The sequence below is a fragment of the Sphaerisporangium sp. TRM90804 genome (assembly GCF_029846175.1).
Lineage (GTDB): Bacteria > Actinomycetota > Actinomycetes > Streptosporangiales > Streptosporangiaceae > Sphaerisporangium.
Genome location: NZ_JARWAC010000009.1, coordinates 1 through 23,199, shown reverse-complemented (window position 1 = coordinate 23,199; position 23,199 = coordinate 1). Strand labels below are relative to the sequence as shown.

General features: G+C 72.7%; 24 protein-coding genes. 7 read left to right on the top strand and 17 right to left on the bottom strand.

The window, feature by feature from the left end; all coding sequences use genetic code 11:
* Positions 1–72: 72 nt before the first annotated feature.
* The 7 genes from PYR91_RS10750 to PYR91_RS10720 form a co-directional block, all read right to left on the bottom strand.
* Positions 73–1,530, bottom strand: coding sequence for a HAMP domain-containing sensor histidine kinase (locus PYR91_RS10750; RefSeq protein WP_279779387.1), 1,458 nt, complete (start codon positions 1,528–1,530; stop codon positions 73–75).
* Positions 1,527–2,228, bottom strand: coding sequence for a response regulator transcription factor (locus tag PYR91_RS10745; RefSeq protein ID WP_279779385.1), 702 nt, complete (start codon positions 2,226–2,228; stop codon positions 1,527–1,529). Before PYR91_RS10745 ends, PYR91_RS10750 begins: the two co-directional genes overlap by 4 nt.
* Positions 2,229–2,342: 114 nt before the next feature.
* Positions 2,343–3,239: an RNA polymerase sigma-70 factor gene (locus tag PYR91_RS10740; RefSeq protein ID WP_279779383.1), complete on the bottom strand. Its 897-nt coding sequence runs from the start codon at positions 3,237–3,239 to the stop codon at positions 2,343–2,345.
* A 109-nt stretch (positions 3,240–3,348) separates the two neighbouring features.
* The gene (locus PYR91_RS10735; RefSeq protein WP_279779382.1) at positions 3,349–4,542 is read right to left on the bottom strand and encodes an FAD-dependent oxidoreductase; all 1,194 of its coding nucleotides are present in this window, start codon (positions 4,540–4,542) and stop codon (positions 3,349–3,351) included.
* Positions 4,543–4,636: 94 nt separating this feature from the next.
* The gene (locus PYR91_RS10730) at positions 4,637–4,846 is read right to left on the bottom strand and encodes a DUF397 domain-containing protein (protein ID WP_279779381.1); all 210 of its coding nucleotides are present in this window, start codon (positions 4,844–4,846) and stop codon (positions 4,637–4,639) included.
* Positions 4,834–5,655, bottom strand: coding sequence for a helix-turn-helix transcriptional regulator (locus PYR91_RS10725; protein WP_279779380.1), 822 nt, complete (start codon positions 5,653–5,655; stop codon positions 4,834–4,836). The genes PYR91_RS10730 and PYR91_RS10725 overlap by 13 nt, the downstream gene beginning before the upstream one ends.
* A gap of 279 nt (positions 5,656–5,934) precedes the next feature.
* Positions 5,935–6,699 carry a TetR/AcrR family transcriptional regulator gene (locus PYR91_RS10720; RefSeq protein ID WP_279779378.1) on the bottom strand — a complete coding sequence of 255 codons (765 nt, stop codon included), beginning with the start codon at positions 6,697–6,699 and terminating at the stop codon, positions 5,935–5,937.
* A 79-nt stretch (positions 6,700–6,778) separates the two neighbouring features.
* On the opposite strand from PYR91_RS10720, the gene PYR91_RS10715 reads away from it, so the two are divergent.
* Both PYR91_RS10715 and PYR91_RS10710 read left to right on the top strand, forming a co-directional pair.
* Positions 6,779–7,741 (top strand): ATP-binding cassette domain-containing protein, encoded by a 963-nt coding sequence (locus tag PYR91_RS10715; RefSeq protein WP_279779377.1) that lies wholly within the window; start codon positions 6,779–6,781, stop codon positions 7,739–7,741.
* Positions 7,742–7,930: 189 nt separating this feature from the next.
* Positions 7,931–8,680, top strand: coding sequence for an ABC transporter permease (locus PYR91_RS10710; RefSeq protein ID WP_279779376.1), 750 nt, complete (start codon positions 7,931–7,933; stop codon positions 8,678–8,680).
* A 167-nt stretch (positions 8,681–8,847) separates the two neighbouring features.
* Here PYR91_RS10710 and PYR91_RS10705 read toward each other — a convergent pair whose 3' ends face one another.
* Positions 8,848–9,135 (bottom strand): hypothetical protein, encoded by a 288-nt coding sequence (locus tag PYR91_RS10705; protein WP_279779375.1) that lies wholly within the window; start codon positions 9,133–9,135, stop codon positions 8,848–8,850.
* Positions 9,136–9,208: 73 nt separating this feature from the next.
* Between PYR91_RS10705 and PYR91_RS10700 the strand changes: the two genes are divergently transcribed.
* Positions 9,209–10,951: a pentapeptide repeat-containing protein gene (locus PYR91_RS10700; protein WP_279779374.1), complete on the top strand. Its 1,743-nt coding sequence runs from the start codon at positions 9,209–9,211 to the stop codon at positions 10,949–10,951.
* A gap of 310 nt (positions 10,952–11,261) precedes the next feature.
* Here the strand turns inward: PYR91_RS10700 and PYR91_RS10695 are convergent, their stop codons facing one another.
* The gene (locus PYR91_RS10695; protein ID WP_279779373.1) at positions 11,262–11,693 is read right to left on the bottom strand and encodes a nuclear transport factor 2 family protein; all 432 of its coding nucleotides are present in this window, start codon (positions 11,691–11,693) and stop codon (positions 11,262–11,264) included.
* A gap of 129 nt (positions 11,694–11,822) precedes the next feature.
* Between PYR91_RS10695 and PYR91_RS10690 the strand changes: the two genes are divergently transcribed.
* Positions 11,823–12,296, top strand: coding sequence for a MarR family transcriptional regulator (locus PYR91_RS10690; RefSeq protein WP_279779372.1), 474 nt, complete (start codon positions 11,823–11,825; stop codon positions 12,294–12,296).
* 84 nt (positions 12,297–12,380) lie between these two features.
* Here the strand turns inward: PYR91_RS10690 and PYR91_RS10685 are convergent, their stop codons facing one another.
* From PYR91_RS10685 to PYR91_RS10670, 4 genes are all read right to left on the bottom strand, one after another.
* Positions 12,381–13,196: an ABC transporter permease gene (locus PYR91_RS10685; protein ID WP_279779371.1), complete on the bottom strand. Its 816-nt coding sequence runs from the start codon at positions 13,194–13,196 to the stop codon at positions 12,381–12,383.
* Between the two features lie 3 nt (positions 13,197–13,199).
* Positions 13,200–13,982 (bottom strand): ABC transporter permease, encoded by a 783-nt coding sequence (locus PYR91_RS10680; RefSeq protein ID WP_279779370.1) that lies wholly within the window; start codon positions 13,980–13,982, stop codon positions 13,200–13,202.
* The gene (locus tag PYR91_RS10675; RefSeq protein ID WP_279779369.1) at positions 13,982–14,911 is read right to left on the bottom strand and encodes an ATP-binding cassette domain-containing protein; all 930 of its coding nucleotides are present in this window, start codon (positions 14,909–14,911) and stop codon (positions 13,982–13,984) included. The genes PYR91_RS10680 and PYR91_RS10675 overlap by 1 nt, the downstream gene beginning before the upstream one ends.
* 81 nt (positions 14,912–14,992) lie before the next feature.
* Positions 14,993–15,406 carry an organic hydroperoxide resistance protein gene (locus PYR91_RS10670; protein WP_279779368.1) on the bottom strand — a complete coding sequence of 138 codons (414 nt, stop codon included), beginning with the start codon at positions 15,404–15,406 and terminating at the stop codon, positions 14,993–14,995.
* Positions 15,407–15,491: 85 nt separating this feature from the next.
* On the opposite strand from PYR91_RS10670, the gene PYR91_RS10665 reads away from it, so the two are divergent.
* Both PYR91_RS10665 and PYR91_RS10660 read left to right on the top strand, forming a co-directional pair.
* Positions 15,492–15,965, top strand: coding sequence for a MarR family transcriptional regulator (locus tag PYR91_RS10665; RefSeq protein ID WP_279779367.1), 474 nt, complete (start codon positions 15,492–15,494; stop codon positions 15,963–15,965).
* A gap of 56 nt (positions 15,966–16,021) precedes the next feature.
* The gene (locus PYR91_RS10660) at positions 16,022–18,337 is read left to right on the top strand and encodes a phosphoketolase family protein (RefSeq protein ID WP_279779366.1); all 2,316 of its coding nucleotides are present in this window, start codon (positions 16,022–16,024) and stop codon (positions 18,335–18,337) included.
* Here the strand turns inward: PYR91_RS10660 and PYR91_RS10655 are convergent.
* The 4 genes from PYR91_RS10655 to PYR91_RS10640 all read right to left on the bottom strand — a co-directional run bounded on the left by PYR91_RS10655 (position 18,334) and on the right by PYR91_RS10640 (position 22,053).
* Complete coding sequence (locus PYR91_RS10655; protein ID WP_279779365.1) at positions 18,334–19,512, bottom strand: cation:proton antiporter; 1,179 nt, start codon at positions 19,510–19,512, stop codon at positions 18,334–18,336. The genes PYR91_RS10660 and PYR91_RS10655 overlap by 4 nt on opposite strands.
* Before the next feature lie 6 nt (positions 19,513–19,518).
* On the bottom strand, positions 19,519–20,001 hold the full coding sequence (locus PYR91_RS10650; RefSeq protein WP_279779364.1) for a cation:proton antiporter regulatory subunit: 483 nt from the start codon (positions 19,999–20,001) through the stop codon (positions 19,519–19,521).
* 113 nt (positions 20,002–20,114) lie between these two features.
* Positions 20,115–21,512 carry a gluconate:H+ symporter gene (locus PYR91_RS10645; RefSeq protein ID WP_279779362.1) on the bottom strand — a complete coding sequence of 466 codons (1,398 nt, stop codon included), beginning with the start codon at positions 21,510–21,512 and terminating at the stop codon, positions 20,115–20,117.
* 1 nt (position 21,513) lies between these two features.
* A complete protein-coding gene (locus tag PYR91_RS10640) occupies positions 21,514–22,053 on the bottom strand; it encodes a gluconokinase (protein WP_279779916.1) in 540 nt (179 codons plus the stop codon).
* Positions 22,054–22,270: 217 nt separating this feature from the next.
* Here PYR91_RS10640 and PYR91_RS10635 point away from each other — a divergent pair, with 217 nt between their 5' ends.
* The gene (locus PYR91_RS10635; protein WP_279779361.1) at positions 22,271–22,996 is read left to right on the top strand and encodes a FadR/GntR family transcriptional regulator; all 726 of its coding nucleotides are present in this window, start codon (positions 22,271–22,273) and stop codon (positions 22,994–22,996) included.
* The last annotated feature ends 203 nt before the right edge of the window (positions 22,997–23,199 follow it).

Genomic DNA, 23,199 nt, shown 5'->3' with positions numbered 1-23,199 from the left:
CATCTGACAGCACCAAGCTGGGAACAATGTGTGAACCGTAGCCGACGCGAAGGTGAACAGCCGGGGGGCCGTTCAGCCGTCCTGGGGCTGCTCCAGCGGGAGCAGCACGCGGAAGGCGGTGCCGCGGCCGGGGGTGCTGGTCACCTCGATGCGCCCATCGTGCGCCTGTACGAGCGCGGCGGCTATGGCCAGGCCCAGCCCGGTTCCGCCGCTGTCGCGCGAGCGGCCCGGGTCGGCCCGGTAGAAGCGGTCGAACAGGTACGGCAGGTGCTCGGGATCGATGCCGCGCCCCTCGTCTCGCACTTCGACCAGTGCGGCCCCGCGGTGCGGGGCGGGTCCGGTCCCGGCGTGCACGACGCCGGGAGCCGGGGCCCCGGCGAGCGCCCGCGGAGCGACGGTGAGGCCGATCTCGGTGCCCGAGGAGGTGTGCTGGATGGCGTTGCCGACCAGGTTGGCGATGACCTGGTGCAGGCGGTGCTCGTCGCCGCGCACGAACACCGGTGCGTCGGAGATGGCCAGCCGGATCGGCCGCTCGCGGTCGCGGGCGCGGGCGGCGTGCACCACGTCTCCGGCCAGCACGTGCAGGTCGACGACGCTGGGCTCCAGCGCGGGCTCCCGGTCCAGCCTGGCCAGCAGCAGCATGTCCTCCACCAGGACGCCCATGCGCTCGGACTCGGCCTCGATCCTGCGCAGCAGCCGCTCGGCCACCGGGTCCCTGGCGTCCTGGCCGTGGTGGTAGAGCTCGGCGAAGCCCCTGATGGAGGTGAGCGGGGTGCGCAGTTCGTGCGAGGCGTCGGCGACGAAGTGCCGCAGTCGCCGTTCGGAGCGCTCGGACTCGCGCAGCGCGGTGGCCAGGCGCTCCAGCATGGTGTTCAGCGCGCCGCCGAGGCGCCCGGTCTCGGTGTGCGGGTCGGTGTCGCCGACCCTGCGGTCGACGTCGCCGCCGGCGATGGCCTCGGCGGTCTGCTCCATGCGGGTCAGCGGGCGCAGGCCCAGCCGTACCACGGCGAAGGCGAGCACGCCCAGCAGCAGCAGCACCAGGCTGCCCGCCACCGCCTCGATGACGAGGATCTGCTGCACGGTCGCCCGGTTGGGCTCCAGCGACATCGACACGGTCAGCCGGGTGCCGTCGGGCAGGCTCCTGACCAGCACCCGCCACTGCCCCGTCCCCGTGCCGGGCACGGTGACGGGGCCTCGCGGCACGGCGGAGATCGCCCCGGCGGGGACGGCCGGTCCGTCGCCGCTCTCGGCGGGCAGGCTGCGCAGCAGGGTCCCCGAGGGGTCGTAGAAGGCGATCTTGAACTGGGTCGGGATCTGAACGGACTGCCCCCTGCCCACCGGCGGAGGCGGGGGCGGGAGCGGGCGCCGGCCGAAGGTGACGGCCGTCTCGGTGAGCTGGGCGTCCACCCTGGACAGCAGCGAACGCTCCAGCAGCAGCACGCTCGCGGTGGCGAACGCCGCCAGCCCTGCCGCGCACAGGCCGAGCAGCGCGGCCAGCAGCCGATGCCGCAGGGGCCAGGCCCGTCTCACGAGAACTCCTGCAACCGGTAGCCGACCCCGCGCAACGTGTGGATCAGTGGCGGGCCGTCCGCGTCGATCTTCCGCCGCAGGTAGCTGATGTAGGACTCCACGATCCTGCTTTCGCCGTCGAAGTCGTAGTCCCACACGCGGTCGAGGATCTGCGCCTTGCTGACCACCCGCTCGGCGTTGATCATCAGGTAGCGCAGCAGGCTGAACTCCGTCGGCGACAGGTGGATCGCCCGCCCCGCCCGCCGCACGGTGTGGGCCTGCTCGTCGAGCTCCAGGTCGGCGTAGCGCAGCACGCCGTCGTCGACCTGCTCCTGCGCGGGCCGCATCCTGCGCATGATCGCCCGCAGCCGCAGCACCACCTCCTCCAGGCTGAAAGGCTTGGTCACGTAGTCGTCGCCGCCGGCGGTCAGCCCCGCGATCCGGTCGGACACCGCGTCCTTGGCGGTCAGGAAGAGCAGCAGGGGGCCGTCATCGGCTTCGCGGAGCCTGCGGGCCACCGTGAACCCGTCCAGGCCGGGCATCATCACGTCCAGCACGATGATGTCGGGCCGGTCGCGGGCCACCGCCTCCAGTGCCTGGCGGCCGTCCGCGGCGGTCCGCACCGCGAAGCCGTTCAGCTCCAGTGCCTCCGACAGCAGCTCGCGGATGTTCGGCTCGTCGTCGACGACCAGCACCTTCACGGCGGGTTGCTCGTTCACGACATCGTTCTACCTGCTCGCGGTGAGAGAAAGCTGGGAGCGACCGCGCGAGGCACGCGGACGGACGGCCCCGGGGGTGCGGAAGGGCCCAGGCCTCCGATTCCAGGACGGTGCTCATCGCAGGGTGAGCGAGGTCACCGATGCGACGCGGGTCAGCTTCTCGGGGTTGCGCACGTAGTAGAAGCCGGTGATGCGGGCGTCCTCGACCCGGATCGCCATGATGCCGTCGATCTCGCCGTCCAGGCGAACGACGAGCGCCGGGTCGCCGTTGACCACGGTCGGCTCACCGGTGAGCAGGCCCTCGGTCTTGCCGAGCCCGCCGACGATCATTCGGACCACCTTCTCGGCGCCGACGACCGGCCGCAGCGCGGCCTGTTTGACGCCGCCGCCGTCGGCGATGAGGACGACCTGCGGGGCGAGCACGTCCAGCAGGCCCTGCGGGTCCCTGGTCTCGAGCGCTCGCTGGAACCGCTCCAGGGCCGCCCGGGTCTGGCCGGGGGAGACCGCCTCGCGCGGGCGGCGGGCGTCGACGTGCCGGCGGGCGCGGTGCGCGATCTGGCGGACCGCCGCGGGGCTCTTGCCGACGGCCGCCGCGATCTCGTCGTAGCCGACGCCGAAGGCCTCGCGCAGCACGAAGACGGCGCGTTCGGTCGGCGACAGCGTCTCCAGGACGACCATCAGCGCCATCGACACGCTCTCGGCGAGCTCGGAGTCCTGCGCCACGTCGGGCGCGGTGAGCATCGGCTCGGGCAGCCAGGGGCCGACGTAGGCCTCCTTGCGGCGCCTCATGGCGCGCAGCCGGTTGAGCGACTGCCGGGTCGTGATCCGCACCAGGTAGGCGCGCTGGTCGCGCACCCGCGCCGGGTCGACCTCCACCCACCGCAACCAGGTCTCCTGCAGGACGTCCTCGGCGTCGGCCGCCGATCCGAGCATCTCGTAGGCGACGGTGAACAGCAGGTTGCGATAGGCGATGAAGGACTCGGTCGCCGGGTCGGTGGCGTGGCCGCTCATCTCCCGCGCCCCGCGCTTCGCGGCCGGCCCTGGTCGCCCGGGGCGTTCGAGTGTGTGTTCACGGCAGGACCCTTTCGCCGGCGGCGGTTCGAGGCGGCCAGCTGTCCGGTCAGCGGGGGGCCGGCGCCTGGTCGCGCCCGGCCCGCAGCGACCGCCCGCGCTCGCGGTCCTTGGCCCATGCCGGGAAGTCGAGCGAACCGGGCTTGCGTGCCTGGTGCGTGAGCTGCCACGGGATGCCCTTGCAGATGAGCTCCTTGATCATCGCACCGGCACGGCCGCCGATGTGCAGCCCCATCGCGACGTCGTTGCGGTGGGCGAACTGGACGATGCCGGCCCGGCGCCCCAGGCTGATGCACTGGGCGACCATCGCCAGGGCGAGCGGCGCGGGGTGCTCGCCCGCGATGCGGCTGAGCACGGTGTCGGCGGCGTGCGGGCCGAGCTGGACCGCGGCCTGGCAGCTCATCCGGAACGGCAGGTCCGACGGCGCCGCGGAGTCTCCGGCCGCGACGATGCGCGCGTCGTCCACGCTGGTCAGCGTCTCGTCCGTGCGCAGGCGGCCCAGGGCGTCGGTGCTGAGCCCGCTGCGGGCGGCAAGGTCGGGCACGCCGAATCCGGCGGTCCAGACGGTCACCGCGCTCGGCAGCTCGCGGCCGTCGCTCAGCCGCACGGTGTCGCGGGTCACGGCCGTGACCGTCGCGCCGGGGCCGTCCAGCACGGTCACGCCGAGCTTGGCCAGCCGCCCGGCGACCGAGCGCCGGCCCCGCGGGTGCAGGTACGGGCCGAGCACCCGGCCGCACACCAGGGTCACGGCGCGGCCGGTTTCCGCCAGCTCCGCGGCGGTCTCGATGCCGGTCGGTCCGGCTCCGACCACCGTCACCGCGGCCGTCGAGGGCGCGGCGTCCAGGACGGCCCGCAGCCGCTGGGCCTGCTCCAGACCGGCGATCGGGTGGGCGAACTCGGCCGCTCCGGGCACGCCGGGTTCGGCGCTGCCGCTGCCCACCGCGTAGATCAGGTAGTCGTAGCCGAGCGTGCCGCCGGTCGCGAGCCTCACGCGGCGCCCGGCCGCGTCGATCCGCGTCACGGTGTCGACCACCAGCTCGACGCTGTCGGCCAGCACCTTCTTGTAGTCGACGACGGCGTCGTGGGTCCCGCCCGCGAACTGGTGCAGGCGGATTCGGTCCACGAAGGCCGGGCGCGGGTTGATCAGCGTCACCGTCACGTCGTCGCGCTGCGTCAGGCGGCTGGCCGCCAGGACGCCGGCGTACCCGCCGCCGATCACGACCACTTCGGTGTTGCGAGCCATGGTGTCTCCTTCGCCTCTTGAGGTTCCGGTCTTAAGACACCGTGCGGCCGGTCGTTTGTGACATACGTGAGGCAGATCACTCCCCAGGCGCGGATCACATAGCGACGTCGAAGCGGCCCCGCTCGACCCCTCCGCGGAAGGCGTGCCACGCGTCGCCGGTGAGCACCAGGGCGGGCCCTGCGGGGTTCTTGCTGTCGCGCACGCCGACCCGCCCGCCGGACAGCACGGCGATCTCCACGCAGTTCCCGCCGTTGTCGGAGCTGTAGGAGGACTTGATCCACTTTGCGGTGGTCAGCTCGTCCATCTCTGCACCCATTCCTTGATCAATTCAGCCGAGGCGTCCTGCGAGAGCGCGGCGGCCCGCACCGCGTCATGGCGGACCCGGACCTCCTCGACGTCCCCGGGAAGGGCGGTCACCGCCCCCTGGACGGTGGAGTCGAGGTAGGCCAGGTCGTGTCCGTGGACGTGGGCCAGCACGAAAGCTCCTCCCAATCCTGCGGTGCAGCCGACCTGGAGCGGGACTATCTGGAGCGTGATACAGGGATGCTCGGCGACGGTGAGCAGGTGTTCGAGCTGTTCTCGCATGACGGCCGCGCCTCCGACGGGCCGCTGGAGAACGACCTCGTCCAGCACGGCGCACAGCATGGGGGGCCGCTCGCGCTCGAAGACGGCCTGTCGTTCGATGCGGGCCGTCACGGCGTCGTCGATCGAGAGAGGCCGCATGCGCGGCATGCCGAGGAACAACGCCCTGGCGTAATCCGGTATCTGCAGAAGGCCCGGAACCAGGGAGTGTTCCCATGCGTAGAGCATCGAGGCCGTCTGCTCGATTTCGAGCCACGGGACGAACCACTTCTTCGCCGTGTCGGACCGGCACATCTGCCACAGGCGGTGCAAAGTGCCGTCCAGACCGAAGACGGCGTCGCACCTGTGCACGAAGTCGGCCGTGGGGAGCCGGTGGCCGTTCTCGATCATGCTGATGAGGGCGGGCGTGTACTTGATGACGTCGCCCAGCGCCTCCTGGGTCAGGTCGGCCGCGACGCGTCTCTTCCGCAGCTCGAAGCCGAATCGGGCGGCCGGGGAGGACTCCGGGTCGAGCTCCCGTTGTGGGGACATCCAGCCTCCGTTGTGACGAAGTTAAATGGAATTAAATAAACCGCACAGTATTCGTTGTGAACACACCCTTACGCAGCGTGAGTGCCAAGCGGCAATCTACGGAGTGGTTAATGGGAAAGTCAAGAAAGCGGGCGCGAAAGACGGCACGAAGAATGCTCGGCATGCATCCCTATGGATGCCGAGGTAATGCATGCCGTCAAATCGCCCTAAACACATCGGACCGATCGGTGCTTCCCGCCATGAACCGCTCAGAGCCACCACTCAGAGCGGGGCGGGGTGTTACGAGCGCCGGGAGCGGATGTAGGCCTCCACGCCGTCGAGCACGCGGTCGAGGCCGTAGGCGAAGACGTCGCGCACCTCGTCCATGCCGTCCGCCTCGGGGTCGGGGTCGGCGTCGGCGAACGCGCCGGACTCGGCGGCGGCGCGCAGGGCGGGCAACCGGCCGTCCTGGGTGACGCGGAGCAGGAACGGGGTGAACAGGGCCCAGCGGCGCTCGGCTTCGGGGTCGGTGAGCTGGGAGGCCACGATGGTCACCTCGCTCATCACGTGGCCCATGATCAGCACCTCGGTGGAGACCTTCAGCGACTCCGGCAGCCCGGTGCCGGCCAGGGCCTGCAGTGCCTGGTCGAGCCAGGCGAGCTGGTTGGGGGTGACCGGCGGGCCGTCGCGCGGCAGCAGCGGGACCACCCAGGGGTGGGCGAGCATGGTCGTGCGGGCGGCGGTCGCCCAGTGCTCCAGGGAACGCCGCCAGCCGGCGCCCTCCGGCAGCGGCGGGGGCGGGCCGATGGCGGTGTCCAGCATCAGCGCGATCAGCTCGTCCTTGGTGCCGACGTAGCGGTACAGCGCCATGGTGGAGGCGCCGACCTCCTTGGCCACCCGGCTCATCGACGCCGCCTCGATGCCCTCGGTGTCGGCGATCTTCACGCCCGCGGCCACGATGGCCTCCAGGCTGAGCCCCCGTTTCGGCCCCTTGTGGGGGCGTCCTCGCAGGCCCCAGGCCTCGGCGATGCTCGGGGGCAGGATGTCGCCGGTCTCGCGGTCCATGGGGGGAGTTTACGACATACGCAGTACCGTGTATGGTCCACGCAGTAGCGTGTATGGCATACGCAGAAGGGGGTGCGGAGTGGACCACGACGAAGACGAATGGGCCGTCCAGGCGCACGGGCTCGGCAAGTCCTACGGGGCGGTGCGCGTGCTGGACGGCCTCGACCTGGCCGTCCGGCGGGGGAGCGTGTTCGCCCTGCTCGGGCCGAACGGCGCGGGCAAGACGACCACCGTGCGCATCCTGGCCACGCTGCTGGCCCCCGACGCCGGGCGGGCGCGGGTGGCCGGGCACGACGTGGTCGGCGAGCGGTCGCGGGTGCGGCGCGCGATCAGCCTCACCGGGCAGTTCGCGGCGCTGGACGAGGAGCTGACCGGCAGCGAGAACCTGCGCATGATGGCCCGGCTGTGGGGCCTGCCTCGCGCGGGGGCCCGGGGCCGCGCCGTCGAGCTGCTGGCCCGGTTCGGCCTGGCCGAGGCGGCCGGCCGCCGCGTGTCGACCTACTCCGGCGGCATGCGGCGCCGTCTGGACCTGGCCGCCTCGCTGGTCGGCGAGCCGTCGGTGATCTTCCTGGACGAGCCGACGACCGGCCTGGATCCGCGCAGCCGCCAGGAGGTCTGGGACATCGTCACCGAGCTGGCCGGCTCGGGGGTGACCGTCTTCCTCACCACGCAGTACCTGGAGGAGGCCGACCGCCTGGCCGGCCAGATCGCCGTCATCGACGGGGGCCGGCTCGTCGCCGAGGGCACCGCGGCGCAGCTGAAGCAGCGCGTGGCCGGAGAACGCCTGGACCTCACGCTGGCGGGCCCGGAGGCCTACGAGCGGGTGGCGGCGCTGCTGGAGCCGCGGATCGTGCGGCGCGACCCCGGCCGCCTGCTGATCGGCGTGTCCACCACCGGCACGGCCCAGGACGTGCGCGACCTGCTGGACGGCGTGGACCCCTCCCGCCGCCTGGTCGACCGCTTCGCGGTCCACACCGCGAGCCTGGACGACGTGTTCATGACCCTGACCGGCCACAACGCCAAGGAACCAAGCCATGTCTGACCCCTCGGCCGCGACCGGCCGTTCACCTCGGCCCGCCCCCCGCGCCGCCGGCGCGCGCATCACCTCGCCCACGCCGCCGCAGGAGCACCCCCGTGTCTGACCCTCGGCCCGTGATCGGCCGTTCGCCGTTGTTCCTCCGCGCCGCCGATGCGCTTCTCACCTCGCCCACGCCGCCGCAGGAGCACCGCCGTGTCTGACTCGCTGGCCATGATCGACCGTTCGCTGCGGCTGAGCGTCCGCAACGTCGACGCGCTCATCACCTCGCTGGCGTTGCCGGTGCTGATGATGCTGATCTTCGTGTTCCTGTTCGGCGGCGCGGTGAACACCGGAGGCGGCGGCGCGTACGTGCAGTACGTCGTCCCGGGGGTGCTGGTGCTGTGCGCGGGCTTCGGCGCGGGCAACACCGCCATCCGTGTCACCCAGGACATGACCGGCGGCATCATCGACCGGTTCCGGTCGCTGGACGTCAGCCCCACCGCGATCCTCGTCGGCCACGTCACGGCGTCCCTGGCGCGCAACCTGGCGGCGTCGGCCCTGGTCTTCGGGGTGGCCACGGCGATCGGCTTCCGCTCCCAGGCCACCTTCCCCGGGCTGCTGGCCGCCGCAGCGGTACTGCTGGCGTTCATCCTGGCGATCTCGTGGGTGGGCGCGGCGGTCGGGTTGCTGGCCAAGTCGCCGGAGGCGGCCAGCGGCTTCACCTTCTTCATCGCCTTCCTGCCCTACCCCTCCAGCGGGTTCGTTCCGGTGCAGACCATGCCGTCGTGGATCCACGGCTTCGCGGAGAACCAGCCGATCACCCCGGTGATCGAGGCGCTGCGCGGCCTGCTGCTCGACCAGCCCGTGGGCGCGGCGCCGTGGCTGGCGCTGGCATGGTGCGCGGGCATCGTCGCGGTGGGGATGACGGCCTCGGCCACCATGTTCCGCCGCCGCACCTCCTGAACCCACGGTCCGGGCGCTCGGCCAGGGCCTCTTCGTCGCCGGGCGCGCCGCGACGCGTGCCATCACGCTCTTCGAGGCGACGGCCTGCCCGGCCCGTATCGCGGTCGTCCACGACGGGACCGTCCATGGTGGGGGCCGGCCTCGGGGGATGGACGGCCCGGCGGGTCTCAGGGGGTCAGGTCGCGGCGGCGGAACAGGAGGAGACCCGCGGCGGTCAGGGCCGCCGCTATCGCCGCCAGCGCCACGATCGGGCCGGCGGTGACGCCCGCGGCGGTGACGGCCGCGGCGGTGACGGCGGGGGCGTGGCTGAAGGGGGACAGGTCGCGTACCGAGCCGGGCAGGCCGATGACGTCGCCGAGCGGGCCGAGGGCGATGGCGGCGGCCGGTGCTGCCCAGGCGAGCGTGACCGACAGCCGGGGCAGGGCGCCGAACAGCAGCACCGCGAGCCCGGCCATGCCCCAGGCGGGACGGCAGCAGCCCGGCGCCCAGGTCTGGAGGATCCGGGGGAGTTGTGTTGGAGTTGCCCCCATGAGGGAGCGGGGGCGTGGACGCCGGGCGGCCGGTGTGGGGGCGCTGGGCGCGGCGGGGGTGGCGGCGGTGGCCGCGCTGGCGGCCGGGTGGGCGCGGGCGCCGGAGCCGGCGCGGTACGTGCCGCTGCCGGGTGTGCTGCTGCTGGCGGCCCTGGTGCTGGCGGCCGCGGGCGCCGGGATGGTCCTGGGCCGGCCTCGGCCCTCGGGCCGCGGGACGCTGCGCGTGCTGTCGTGGTGGTGGGTCCTCGCCGGCGTCGTGATCATCGTGGTGTCCATGTGGGGCTCCACGGCGGTCCTGCTGTCGCTGGCCGACGCGGCGCCGGACGCGGCCCGGCGGGTGGAGCTGCGGCTGGACGCGGTGAAGACGGGGCTGACGGTGGGGGCCGGCGCCGCCGGCCTGGTGGCGTTGCTGCTCGGCGTGCGACGCCAGTGGCTGGGGGAGCGCACGCAGGCCTACCAGGAGTACGACGCCGGCGAGCGGCGCGTGACCGAGCTGTACACCAAGGCGGCCGACCAGCTCGGGCACGACAAGGCCGCCGTGCGCCTGGCCGGGCTGCACGCTCTGGAGCGGGTCGCCCAGGACACGCCCGAGCAGCGCCAGACGGTCGTCGACGTGATCTGCGCCTATCTGCGCATGCCGCCGCCGGCCGCCGAACCGGGGTCACAGGCGGCGGAACATCCCGCGGGCCCGTCGCCGGCGCCGGTGAAGGCGGAGGGACCGGAGGGAAAGGCGGGCAGCCCTCCGGGCCCCGAGCGAAAAAAAGCGGGTGGCCCCGCGTACCCCGAGCGGAGGAAAGCGGGCGGCCCCGCGAGCGCGGAGCAGGGGAAGGCGGGCGCCCCTGCCTACCCCGAGCGGAGGAAGGCAGGCGGCCCCGCGAGCGCGGAGCAGGGAAAGGCGGGCGACGCCGTGGGCCCGGAGTGGGAGGCCAACGGCTCTGCGGGCGCGGGGTGGAAGGCGGGCGGTTCGGCGGGGCCGGGGCGGGGTGAGGCGGGCGGGGTGTCCCTGGACGCGCAGGAGCTGCAGGTGCGGGCCACGGCCCAGCGGATCCTGGGAAACCACCTGCGCTGGAGCAGGTCCGAGCCGGTGCCGCCGGCCACGTTCTGGCCCGGCATCGACCTGGACCTCACCGGCGCGTACCTGGTGAAGCTGGACTTCAACGACTGCCGGATGCGCCGGGCCGCGTTCGACGAGGCCACGTTCACCGGGTTCGCGCGCTTCGGCGGAGCGACGTTCGGCGACCGGGCCGTGTTCTCCGGGGCCGTCTTCCGGGGGACGGCGAACTGGCGGGACGCCGGTCACAAGGCGGGGTTCGAACAGGCCGTGTTCGAAGACGAGGCGCTGTTCCGTGAGGCCGTGTTCGCCCTGCGCGCCGACTTCCGCGGCGCCGAGTTCACCGGGATGGCGCTGTTCAGCCGCACCGCCTTTCACGATCGGGCCGTGTTCCGCGCGGCGGCGTTCGCGGCGGAGGCGCTGTTCGGCGAGGCCGTGTTCACCGGCGAGGCCGTCTTCCGCCAGGCGCGGTTCGCCGGCGCGGCCTCCTTCCGGGACGCCGCGTTCGCGACCGCGCCGGCCCTGTGGGAGGCGACCGGGCGCGCGGCTGTCAGCTCCCGGCGATCGTGGCCGCGGGGGTGGCGGGAGGAGGCCCTGCCCGACGGCTCCACCCGCCTGGTCCACGCCGACCCGGCCACCGGCGAGCCGCCCGTCCTGGGCCACCTGGACACCGGAGCCTCCGCGCCGTGACGACCTGTGACGTGCCGCCGGCATGACGCGCATCGCCGATGTGGTGATCACCACGGGCCGCGGGGACGCCTGCCCGTTCGCCGGCCGGGCGTCGAGGCCGTGCGGGGCATCCGCGGCCGGTGCGGCGAGCTGCCCCGGCCCTGCCGAAGACGCGGCTGCCCGTTCGCCGGCCGGGCGTCGAGGCCGTGCGAAGCATGCGCGGCCGGCGCGGTGAGCCGCGCCGGCCCTGGCGAAGACGCCTCCGGGCCGAGGCGGGGAGGCGTCTTCGGTGACGGGGTGAGCACAGGCCCCGTCCTGTGCCGGCGCGATCTTAAAGGGCCCGGGCCAGGGCTTCGGTCAAGGCGATCGGGGTGATCTCCAGGCGGTCGAAGCGCCAGCCGTCCTCGGTGCGGCGCGCTCTGTAGCGGTGGATCCCGGCCGCCAGGGCCTCGGTCTTGTCGTCGATGACGAAGACGGCGACGTCATGGGCCCGCACCGTGGCGGTCTCGCCGTCGACCTCGATGACGAGGTTGCACTTGTTGTGCAGAGTGCGGGCGTACACGCGGTGCGCGCTCACCAGCTCGTTGAGTTCCCTGATGCCGTGGGCCTGCCCGCGGGGGGACTTCACGACGACGTCCTCGGTGAACAGCCGGTCGGTCTCGTCGTGGCGGCGCTCGTCGACCCAAAGGCTGTGACGGGCGACCAGGTCGGCCAGTTCGGCGCGGTCGGCGAGGACGCGGATCAGGGTTTCGGTTGCGGTCATGTCGATCTCCAGGTGGCTGTCCGAGTTCCAGGGAAACACGTTCGCTCAATAAACGTTCGCGTGACTAACGTTTACTCGACGAACGATAACATATCGTTAGTGCGCCAAACGACTAGTTAGACTTGCCGCATGGAGACCGAGGAGACGCCCGCCCGCTGGGAGGGCCTGCCCAGCTGGCTGCTCGGCCAGACCGCCGGCCACGCGCACCGCCTGGTGGGCGACGGGTTCTCCTCCGTCGGCGCCCGCGGCTACCACTACCGCCTGCTGGCGACGCTGGAGGACTTCGGCCCGGCGAGCCAGGCCGCGCTGGGCCGCCGTAGTGGCATCCACCTCAGCGACATGGTCGCGGCGATCAACGAACTCGCCGATCTCGGACTGGTCGAGCGCGCACCCGACCCCGCCGACCGGCGGCGCAACATCATCTCGCCGACCCCGGCGGGCAGGCGGCAGCTGCGGCGACTGGAGAAGCGGCTGGCCGAGTGCCAGGACGAACTGCTGGCTCCGCTGTCACCGCAGGAGCGACAGGGGTTGACCGAATCGCTGGCCAGGCTGGTGGATCACCACAACCGGCGAACCGGCACCCCCGAAGAGCCGGGGCGCTGACCGGCCCGAAGTCCCGGCCCGGTCACCGGCTCCGTCGCCCTTCCGCCCGCGTGCCGTGGCGGCGACGGGGGGTGGCGGGGGCCGTCAGCGGAGCAGGAGGCGCTCCAGGCGGCGGGCGGCGAACAGCAGCCCGGCGGCCGTCAGGGCGGCCAGGTAGGCGGCGTGCCCGAGCAGACCCCAGCTCGGCGCGCCCAGGGCCAGGCCGCGGACCAGCTCGACCGCCTGGTACAGCGGCGTGGCCTGCACGACCACGCGCAGAACGGCGGGGTACTCGGCCACGGGGGAGAAGGTGCCGGAGAACAGGAAGAGCGCGAACTGGGCGGTGGTCATCAGGTCGAAGTCCTGCCAGCCGCGCAGCAGCGTGCTGACGGCCATGCCGAGCGAGCCGAACGCCAGCCCGACCAGCAGGGTCGCGGGGAGCGCGGCCAGCGCCCACAGCGGGGTGGTGAGGCCGAAGCCGACCATGACCAGCAGGAACAGCAGGGTGTACACCGAGCCGCGGATCATCGCCCAGCCCAGCTCGCCCAGCGCGACCTCGAACGGGCGCACCGGTGTGGCCAGGACCGCCTCGAAGGTCTTGGCGTACTTCATCTTGAAGAAGAAGTTGAAGGTGGTCTCCGACAGGGCGCCGGACATGGCCGAGACCGCGAGCATGGCGGGCGCCACGAAGGTGGCGTAGGGCAGGGCGCGGCCGTCGAGCGGGATGGTGCCCACCAGCGCGCCGACGCCGACGCCGATGGACAGCAGGTACAGCAGCGGCTCGAAGAAGCCCGACAGCAGCACCACCCAGTAGGCCGGGCCCGAGCGCAGCGCGCCGATGTTGCGGTAGATCACCGCGCCGACCCGGCCGGGGGCGATGGCGCCCGCCGACAGGCGGGCGGCGATCAGCGTGGTCACCATGTGTCAGTCCTGAAGTCGCTTGCGGAAGGCGTGCACGGCCCAGGCCACCCCGGCGGCGGTGAAGGCCAGCAGGTAGGCGGTGTGCGCGGCGATCGGCCACGGGGGAGCGGCGCCCAGGGTGGCCGCCCGGGACAGCTCGACGCCGTGCCACAGCGGCGACAGGTAGGCCAGCGGGCGGGCGGCGGCCGGGAGCTGGTCGACGGGGAAGAACACCCCGGCGAACAGGGTGGAGGGGATGAGGACGAAGCGGAACAGCAGCGCGAAGTAGCCGTCGTGGTGGATGCCGGCGGCGAAGGCCATGGTGGGGGCGGCCGTGGCCAGCGTCACCAGGGCGCACACCAGCGGGGTGAGCAGCGCCCACGGCGAGTGCAGCGCCCCGAACAGCCAGGTGACGCCGAGGAAGACCAGCACCGCGAGCAGGGCGCGGATCAGGATGTACAGCAGCCAGCCGGCGACCATGTCGGCGACCTGGACCGGGGTGGCGCTCATGGCGGGGTAGGCGCGCACCCAGCGGAAGTCGCCGAACACCGGGTAGGTGCACTCGCCGATGGCCATCTGGAAGGCGGTGGAGACGAGCACCCCCGGGACGATCCACGACAGGTACTCGACGCCGTCGACGGTGCCGATGTGGCCGCCCACGCCCAGGCCGATGCTGGCCAGGAACATGACGGGCAGCAGGAAGGAGGAGAACGCCGAGGCGCGCCACAGCCGCCGGTACAGGGTGAGGGCGCGTTCGAGCACCGCGAGCGTGGAGCGCGGCGTGATCGGGCTGGTCAGGGTGCTCATCAGTCGACCAGGGTGCGGCCGGTCAACTGCAGGAAGACGTCCTCCAGGCTCGCGCGGCGCACCAGGACGCTGGAGGGGGTGACGCCGCGCCGGTGTACCTCGGCGGCGGCGGCGTCGCCGTCGGCGGCGTAGACCAGCAGCCGGTCGGCCAGCTGGTCGACGCGCTCGCCGACGCCTTCCAGCTTGCCGGCCAGGTCGGCCGGGCGGTCGTCGCCGAAGCGCAGTTCGACGACCTCGGGGGTGCAGTGCGTCTCGATCAGGGAGCGGGGGGAACCCTCGGCGACGATGCGCCCGGCGTCCATGACGACCAGGCGGTCGCACAGCTGCTCGGCCTCGTCCATGTAGTGAGTGGTCAGCACCAGGGTGGTGCCGCGCCGTTTGAGCTGGAACAGCCGCTCCCACAACAGGTGGCGGGCCTGGGGGTCCAGGCCGGTGGTGGGCTCGTCGAGCAGCACGATGTCGGGGTCGTTGACCATGGCCCTGGCGATGGTCAGGCGGCGTTTCATGCCGCCGGACAGGGGTTCGACCATGCTGCCGGCGCGGTCGGACAGGCGGACGAACTCCAGCAGCTCGTCGGCGCGGCGGCGGGCCTCGGCCCGGGGGATGCCGAAGTAGCGCGCGTAGGTGGTGAGGTTCTCGCGCACGCTGAGGTCGGGGTCGAGGTTGTCGAGCTGCGGGCAGACGCCGAGCCGGGCGCGGATGCGGGTGCCGTCGCGCGCGGGGTCCATGCCCAGGATGCTCAGCTCGCCGGCGGTCGGCAGGGACACACAGCCGATCATGCGCATCGTGGAGGACTTGCCGGCGCCGTTGGGGCCCAGGAAGCCGAACGCCTCACCGGCTCGCACCTGGACGTCGATGCCGTCGACGGCGGTGAAGTCGCCGAAGCGTTTGACCAGTCCACGAGCGTGGATGAGGGGTTGCTCAGACACGGAGGCAAACCCTAGCCAACCTCACCGACGTTTCCGCAATCGGTTTTCCCCGGGCCCGTGCCGGCCGGCGCCGCGGGGCGGTCACTCGACGACGAGCTCGACCGGGATGTTGCCGCGGGTGGCGTTGGAGTAGGGGCACACCTGGTGGGCGGCCTCCACCAGCGCCCGGCCGGTCTCCCCGTGCAGCTCGTCGGGCAGTTCGACGCGCAGGACGACGGCGAGCCCGAACCGGCCCTGCTCCCCGGCGACCAGGGAGACCTCGGCGGTGACCGCGGCGTCGGCGACGTCGAGCTTCCGGTGCCGGGCGACCAGGGTGACCGCGCTGGCGAAGCAGGCGGCGTACCCGGCGGCGAACAGCTGCTCGGGGTTGGTGCCCTCGCCGTTGCCGCCCAGGGTCTTGGGCGGGGTGAGGGTGACGTCCAGCAGGCCGTCGGAGGAGACCGCGCGGCCGTCCCGGCCCGAGGCGGTGGCGATGGCGGTGTAGAGCGCGTTCATGACTTCCTGCACTTTCCGTCGATGGCTCGGCAAACTACATTGTGCACAACTAAATTGTCTGCAGTCAAGGCGGTAGGATGTCCCCATGGAGGAACACCCCGCCGATCCGCGGATGATGCGGCTGGAGGCCCAGCTGTGCTTCGCCCTGCACGCCGCCTCCCGCGCCCTGGACGGCGTCTACCGGCGCGAGCTGCGCGACCTCGGCCTCACCTACCCGCAGTACCTGGTGATGCTCGTGCTGTGGGAGCGGCAGCCGCTGAGCGTCAAGGAGCTCGGCGCGGCGCTGCGCCTGGATTCGGGCACCCTGTCGCCGCTGCTGAAACGGCTGGAGGCGGCGGGCCTGGTGGCCCGCGGCCGCAGCACCGCCGACGAGCGCTCGGTGCTGGTGCGCCCGACCGCCGACGGCGCGGCCCTGCGGGCGCGCGCCGCCCTGGTGCCCGAGCGCATCCTGGCCGCCACCGGCCTGCAGGCCGGCGAGATCGCCCAGCTGCGCCAGGTGCTCGGCCGGGTCACCGCCACCCTGGACGCCGGCCTGCCGGCCGCCGCGCCGCTCGGCTGAGCCTTCGGGACCAAGGTCCCTGGCATATCACCCGCCGTGCGGGAACGCTCTTAGACATGAGCGAGCTGAAGCGCGTCGACGCCTACTGGCGGGCGGCCAACTACCTGTCGGTCGGCCAGATCTACCTGCTGGACAACCCCCTGCTGGACGAACCGCTGCGGCCCGAGCACATCAAGCCGCGCCTGCTGGGCCACTGGGGCACCACGCCCGGCCTGAACTTCTGCCTGGCCCACCTCAACCGGGTGATCCGGGACCGCGACCAGGACATGATCTACGTCGCCGGGCCCGGGCACGGCGGCCCGGCCGTGGTCGCGCACTCCTGGCTGGAGGGCACCTACTCGCGCGTCTACCCCTCGGTCTCCCAGGACCGGGAGGGCATGCGCAAGCTGTTCCGCCAGTTCTCCTTCCCCGGCGGCATCCCCAGCCACGCCGCCCCGGAGACCCCCGGGTCGATCCACGAGGGCGGCGAGCTGGGCTACTCCCTGGCCCACGCGCACGGCGCCGCGTTCGACAACCCCGGCCTGGTGGTGGCCTGCGTCATCGGCGACGGCGAGGCCGAGACCGGTCCGCTGGCCGCCAGCTGGCATTCCCCCAAGTTCGTCGACCCCTCCCGCGACGGCGCCGTCCTGCCGATCCTGCACCTGAACGGCTACAAGATCGCCAACCCGACCGTGCTGGCGCGCATCCCCGAGCGCGAGCTGCTGGGCCTCATGGAGGGCTACGGTTACCGCCCGCACCTGGTGGCCGGGGACGACCCCGGCGCCGTCCACGAGATCATGGCCGCCACCCTGGACACGGTGTTCGACCAGATCGCCGAGGTCAAGGCCGGCGAGTCCGACCGGTGGCCCATGATCGTCCTGCGCACCCCCAAGGGCTGGACCGGCCCGGCCCACGTCGACGGCCTGCCGGTGGAGGGCACCTGGCGCGCCCACCAGGTGCCGCTCAGCGGCGTGCGCGACAACCCCGAGCACCTGGCCATGCTGGAGGCCTGGATGCGCTCCTACCGCCCAGAGGAGCTGTTCGACGCCGACGGCGCCCCGGTCGCCGAGATCACCGCCACGGTGCCGCACGGCCCGCGCCGCATGAGCGGCAACCCGCACGCCAACGGCGGCGAACTGCTCAAGCCGCTGATCCTGCGCGACTTCCGCGACTACGGCGTGGAGGTCAAGACCCCGGCGGGCGCGAGCACCGAGCCCACCCGGGTGCTGGGCGCCTTCCTACGCGACGTCATCACCGACAACCCCGACAACTTCCGCCTGATGGGCCCGGACGAGACGGCCTCCAACCGGCTGTCGGCCGTCTACGAGACGACCGACAAGGCCTGGTCGGCCCAGGTGCTGCCCACCGACGAGAACCTCTCGCCCGGCGGCCGGGTGATGGAGGTGCTCAGCGAGCACCTGTGCCAGGGATGGCTGGAGGGCTACCTGCTCACCGGCCGCCACGGCCTGTTCAACTCCTACGAGGCGTTCGTGCACATCGTGGACGCCATGTTCAACCAGCACGCCAAGTGGCTGGAGGCCTCCCGGAAGATCCACTGGCGTCGCCCGGTCGGCTCGCTGAACTACCTGCTCAGCTCGCACGTGTGGCGCCAGGACCACAACGGCTTCACCCACCAGGACCCCGGCTTCCTGGACGTCGTGGTCAACAAGAAGGCCAGCGTGGTGCGGGTCTACCTGCCGCCGGACACCAACACCCTGCTGTCGGTCGCCGACCACTGCCTGCGCTCGCGCGACTACGTCAACGTCGTCGTCGCCGGCAAGCAGCCGGTGCTGGACCTGATGACCATGGAGGAGGCCGTCCTGCACTGCACCCGGGGCCTGGGCATCCTGCCCTGGGCCTCCACCGACGCCGGAGACGAGCCCGACGTCGTGCTCGCCTGCGCCGGGGACGTGCCCACCCTGGAGACCCTGGCCGCGGCCGACCTGCTGCGCCGCCACCTGCCCGAGCTGAAGGTGCGGGTGGTCAACGTCGTGGACCTGATGCGGCTCCAGCAGCCCTCCGAACACCCCCACGGCCTGTCCGACGCCGCCTACGACGCCCTGTTCACCACCGACAAGCCCGTCATCTTCAACTTCCACGGCTACCCCTGGCTGGTGCACCGCCTCACCTACCGCCGCCGCGGCCACGCCAACCTGCACGTGCGCGGCTACAAGGAGGAGGGCACCACCACCACGCCGTTCGACATGGCGATGATGAACGACATCGACCGCTTCCACCTGGTCCTGGACGTCATCGACCGCGTCCCGGGCCTGGCCGAACGCTGCGCCCACCTGCGGCAGGAGATGACCGACGCCCGCGTGCGCGCCCGCCTGCACACCCGCGAGCACGGCGAGGACCCGGCCGAGATCAGCGACTGGACCTGGCCGCACTAGGAGGCGGGCGCCTCCGGGGAGGTGCGCCGGACGGCGAAGTCGATCAGCGGCTGCAGCAGGCGCGCGGCCAGCGGCCCGAACGCGGCCAGGATCAGCACGTATCCGGCGGCCAGCGGGCCCAGGTCGGGGTGGACGCCCGCCGCCACGGCCAGGCCGGCGATGACGATGTTGAACTCCCCGCGCGGGATCAGCGCGACGCCGGCGCGCAGCTGCCCGGCGCGCGCGATCCCCGCGCGCCGCGCGGCGTACACGCCGGTGCCCAGCTTGGTGGCCATGCTGATCACCGCCAGCAGCGCCGCGATGCCGGCCATGGGCAAGATCGCGGCCGGGTCGGTCTGCAGGCCGAAGAAGACGAAGAACACCGCCGCGAACAGGTCGCGGATCGGGCTGAGCAGGGCGCGGGCCTCGTGGGCCAGCTCGCCCGACAGGGCGATGCCCACCAGGAACGCGCCCACCGCGGCCGAGACCTGCAGCTGCTGGGCCACGCCGGCCACCAGCAGCGCCAGGCCCACCACCTTCAGCAGCAGCACCTCGGAGTTGGGGCTGGCCACGAACGCCTCGATCACCCGGCCGTAGCGCAGGGCGATCAGCAGCACCACGCTGACCGCCGCCAGCGCGACGGCGACCGTCACCGCGCCGCCCAGCAGGCTGACCCCGGCCAGGATCGCGGTGAGCACCGGCAGGTACAGCGCCATGGTGAGGTCCTCGAACACCAGCAGCGACAGCACCACCGGGGTCTCGCGGTTGCCGATCCACCCCAGGTCCGACAGCACCTTGGCGGTGATGCCGGAGGAGGTGGCGTAGGTGACCCCGGCCATCGCCACCGCGGCGATCGGCCCCCAGCCGAGCAGCAGCGCGGCGACGGCGCCGGGGGCGGCGTTCAGCAGCAGGTCGACCAGGCCGCCGCGCGCGTTGCCGCGCAGGCTGGTCACCAGTTCGCCGGCGCTGTATTCCAGTCCCAGGACCAGCAGGAGCAGCACGACGCCGAGCTCGGCGCCCACCGCGATGAACTCCTCGCTGGTGGCCAGCGGCAGGATGCCGCCGGTGCCGAACGCCAGCCCGGCCAGCAGGTACAGCGGGATCGGGGAGATGCCGGCGCGCAGGGCCAGCGCTCCGAGCACGCCCAGGCCGAGGATGATGCCGCCGAGCTCGATGAAGAGGAACGCAGAGTGCACGCCGGCCTATCCGTTGGCGAGGATGTCGGCGACGGCGGCGGTGCTCTCGGGGCTGCCGACGACGACCACCACGTCGCCTTCGGCCAGGGGGAAGTCGGGGGTGGGGCTGGCGTGTACCTGCCCGCCGCGCACGATCGCCACGATGGAGGCGCCGGTGCGGGTGCGCACGCGGGCCTGGCCCATCGGGCGTTCGCCGTAGGGGGAGCCGGGGGCGATGGGTATCTGCACGCTGACCAGCCCTTCGACCTCGCGGTGCAGGGCGTTGAGCCGCTGGACGATGCGGGGGGCGCCGAGCAGTTCCACCAGGGCGTCGGCCTCCTCGTCGTTGAGCTGGATCGCCTCGCACGCCCGGTCGGGGTCGTGCCGGTCGTAGATCACCACGTCCCGGCGGCCGGTGCGGTGGGAGACCACCGCGATCCTGCGCCCGGAGTGCGTGGTGAACTCGTGCTTGAGCCCGATGCCCGGCAGCGCCGTCTGCTCGATCTCCACCGGCCTCGCCTCATTCCGACGTTGATTGCGATAACACCCTACAAACCCGCAAAGGGTCCCGCGTAACACGGCGAAGGCCGCGAGCCCGGACGGTACCGGACCGGCGCGCGGGGCTACAGGAACAGGCTGAGCAGCAGGACGAACACCAGTCCGGCCACCGAGATGACCGTCTCCATCGCCGACCAGGTCTTGAGGTTCTGGCCGACGCTGAGCCCGAAGTACTCCTTCACCAGCCAGAATCCGGCGTCGTTGACGTGGGAGAAGAACAGCGACCCCGCGCCGATGGCCAGCACCAGCAGGGAGGTCTCCCCGGTGTCCAGCGTGGTGACCAGCGGCGCCAGGATGCCCGAGGCGGTGACCGTGGCCACCGTCGCCGACCCGGTGGCCAGGCGGATCATCACCGCGACCAGCCAGGCCAGCAGCAGCACCGACAGGCCGCTGCCCTGCACCCAGTCGGCGACCAGCTTGCCGATGCCGGTGTCGACCAGGGTCTGCTTGAAGCCGCCGCCGGCCGCCACGATGAGCAGGATGCCGGCGATCGGCGGCAGGGACCGCTCGATCGAGGTGGTGATCGCCCGCCCGTCCATGCCCGCGCCCCGGCCCAGCGTGAAGATCGCGACGATGACGGCGATCAGCAGCGCCACCAGCGGCGTGCCCAGGAAGTCCAGCACCGAGCGGGCGGGGCTGCCCTCGGCGGTGAGCAGGTCGGCCAGGGCCTTGCCCATCATCAGCACGACCGGCAGCAGCACGGTGGCCACCGTCACCGCGAACGACGGCCGCCGGGCCTGCCCGGCCCCCTCGGCCCCCTCGTCCTCCACCCGCCGCCCGTCCCACAGCTCCGGCGCCGGGACGTCGACCCAGCGCGCGGCGTAGCGGGCGAACAGCGGCCCGGCGATGGCGACGGTGGGGATGGCCACCAGCACGCCCAGGCCCAGGGTGAGGCCGAGGTCGGCCTTGAGCGCGTCGATGGCGACCAGCGGCCCGGGGTGCGGGGGGACCAGGCCGTGCATGACCGACAGGCCGGCCAGCGCCGGGATGCCCACCCGGATCAGCGACAGCCCCGAGCGGCGGGCCACCAGGAAGATGACCGGCATGAGCAGCACGAGGCCGATCTCGAAGAACATCGGCAGGCCGATGAGAGCGCCGACCGCGGCCATCGCCCAGGGCAGCGACCGGGCGCTGGAGCGGCCCACGATGGTGTCGACGATCTCGTCGGCGCCGCCGGAGTCGGCCAGCAGCTTGCCGAACATCGCGCCCAGCGCGATCAGGGTGCCGACGCCGGCGGCGGTGCTGCCGAACCCGTCGGTGAAGCTGGAGATCGCGTCGGCCATCGGCAGCCCGGCGACGGCGCCGACGGTCAGCGAGCCGAGCGTCAGGGCCAGGAACGGGTGCATCTTGAACCGCGTGATCAGCACGACGATCAGCGCGATGCCGATGAGCGCGGCAGGCAGCAGGCGGCCGCTGGACAGCGCCACCTCGGGCGGTGCCAGGGCGAGGGTCGCGGGGGTCATGTCACTCTCCGGCCGGGGGGCCGGCCTGGTCCTTCGGGGTCGCGCCGGCGGCCGTGACGGTCTGGGGGTCCTCCTGGGCCGCGGCCAGGTAGTCGCGCACCAGCTCCGGCACCGGTTTGGCGAAGTCGAGCAGCACGGCGCGCTCGTCGGGGCCCAGGGGCTCCAGGGTGGCCAGCTGGGAGTCGAGCAGCGAGGTGGGCATGAAGTGCCCCTCGCGTGCGGCCACGCGCCGCCGGATGAGCTCCGGGTCGCCGTGCAGGTGGACGAAGGTCGCTCCCGGCGCCGACTCGCGCAGGATGTCGCGGTAGGAGCGCTTGAGCGCCGAGCAGCCCGCCACGCCGCCGGTGGCGGCGTGCTCGCCCAGCCAGCGGCCGACCGCGCGCAGCCAGGGCAGGCGGTCGGCGTCCTCCAGCGGGACGCCGGCGCTCATCTTGGCGATGTTCTCGGGGCTGTGGAAGTCGTCGGCGTCGGCGAACGGCAGGCCCAGGCTCTGGCTGATCGCCTGGCCCACGGTCGTCTTGCCCGAGCCGCTCACGCCCATGACGACCAGCAGCGGGGGCGCGGGCGTTTGACCGCCGGACGCCGGGGGAGTGGGGGTCGGGGGTTCGGTGGCGCTCATCCTGGTCTGCCTCTCGGACGCGGACTGCCCGCAAGGGTGCCACGAATAATCAGCCTTAATCAAGGGGTAACACCCGATTAATCAGACTTTTTCGCGGCTTGGGTGGGATCGGCTGGCAATCGTGGGAAGATTGGCGACCGTGGCAGGCAATGACCGGACCAGTTCCGGACTGCACGGCAGCGTCCTGGACGATCTCGGCGCCTCGATCACCTCCGGCGCCCTGCCCCCCGGCCATGTGCTGAGCACCGACCGGCTGGAAGGCCGCTACGGGGTGTCGCGGTCGGTGATCCGCGAGGCGATCCGCGTCCTGGAGTCGATGGGGCTGGTCAGCAGCCGCCGCCGCGTCGGCGTCACCGTGGCCGCGCGGGCGGCCTGGCACCTGTTCGACCCCCGGATCATCCGGTGGCGGCTGGCCGGCCCCGACCGCGACGAGCTGCTGCTGTCGCTGGGCGAGCTGCGCCGCGGGGTCGAGCCGGTGGCGGCCGCCCTGGCCGCGCGCAACGCCACCCCCGAGCAGTGCGGCACGCTCACCGGCGCGGTGATGCGCATGGCCGTGCACGGCAAGGCCGGCGAGCTGGAGGCCTACCTGGAGGCCGACATCGCCTTCCACCGCACGGTGCTGGAGGCCTCGGGCAACGAGATGCTCGCCGCGCTCACCGACGTGGTCGCCGAGGTGCTCGCCGGCCGCACCCGCCACCACCTCATGCCCGCCCGCCCCGAACCGGCGGCCATCCGCTGGCACGCCGAGGTGGCCCAGGCCGTGCAGGCCGGCGACCCCGAGGCCGCCGAGCGCGCCATGCGCGACATCGTCCGGGAGGCCACCCAGGCCATGCTCACCCCGCCGGAGCCCCCTCCCGCACGCTGAGCCCTCGGCGCCGGGCGGCGACGAACACCTCCCGCGAGAAGAAAAGAAAGACCGGCCACGTAAACCGCCTTTTCATTCTTCAGGCGTCGCATCCGCATTAAGGCATCGCCCTCCGGCGTTCTTCGCCATGCCCGCGTCCGGGCCGTCCTGAGGCGCGGAACCGCTCGCGCGCGGCATTGACGACCCGCCGCGCGCCCGCCGGG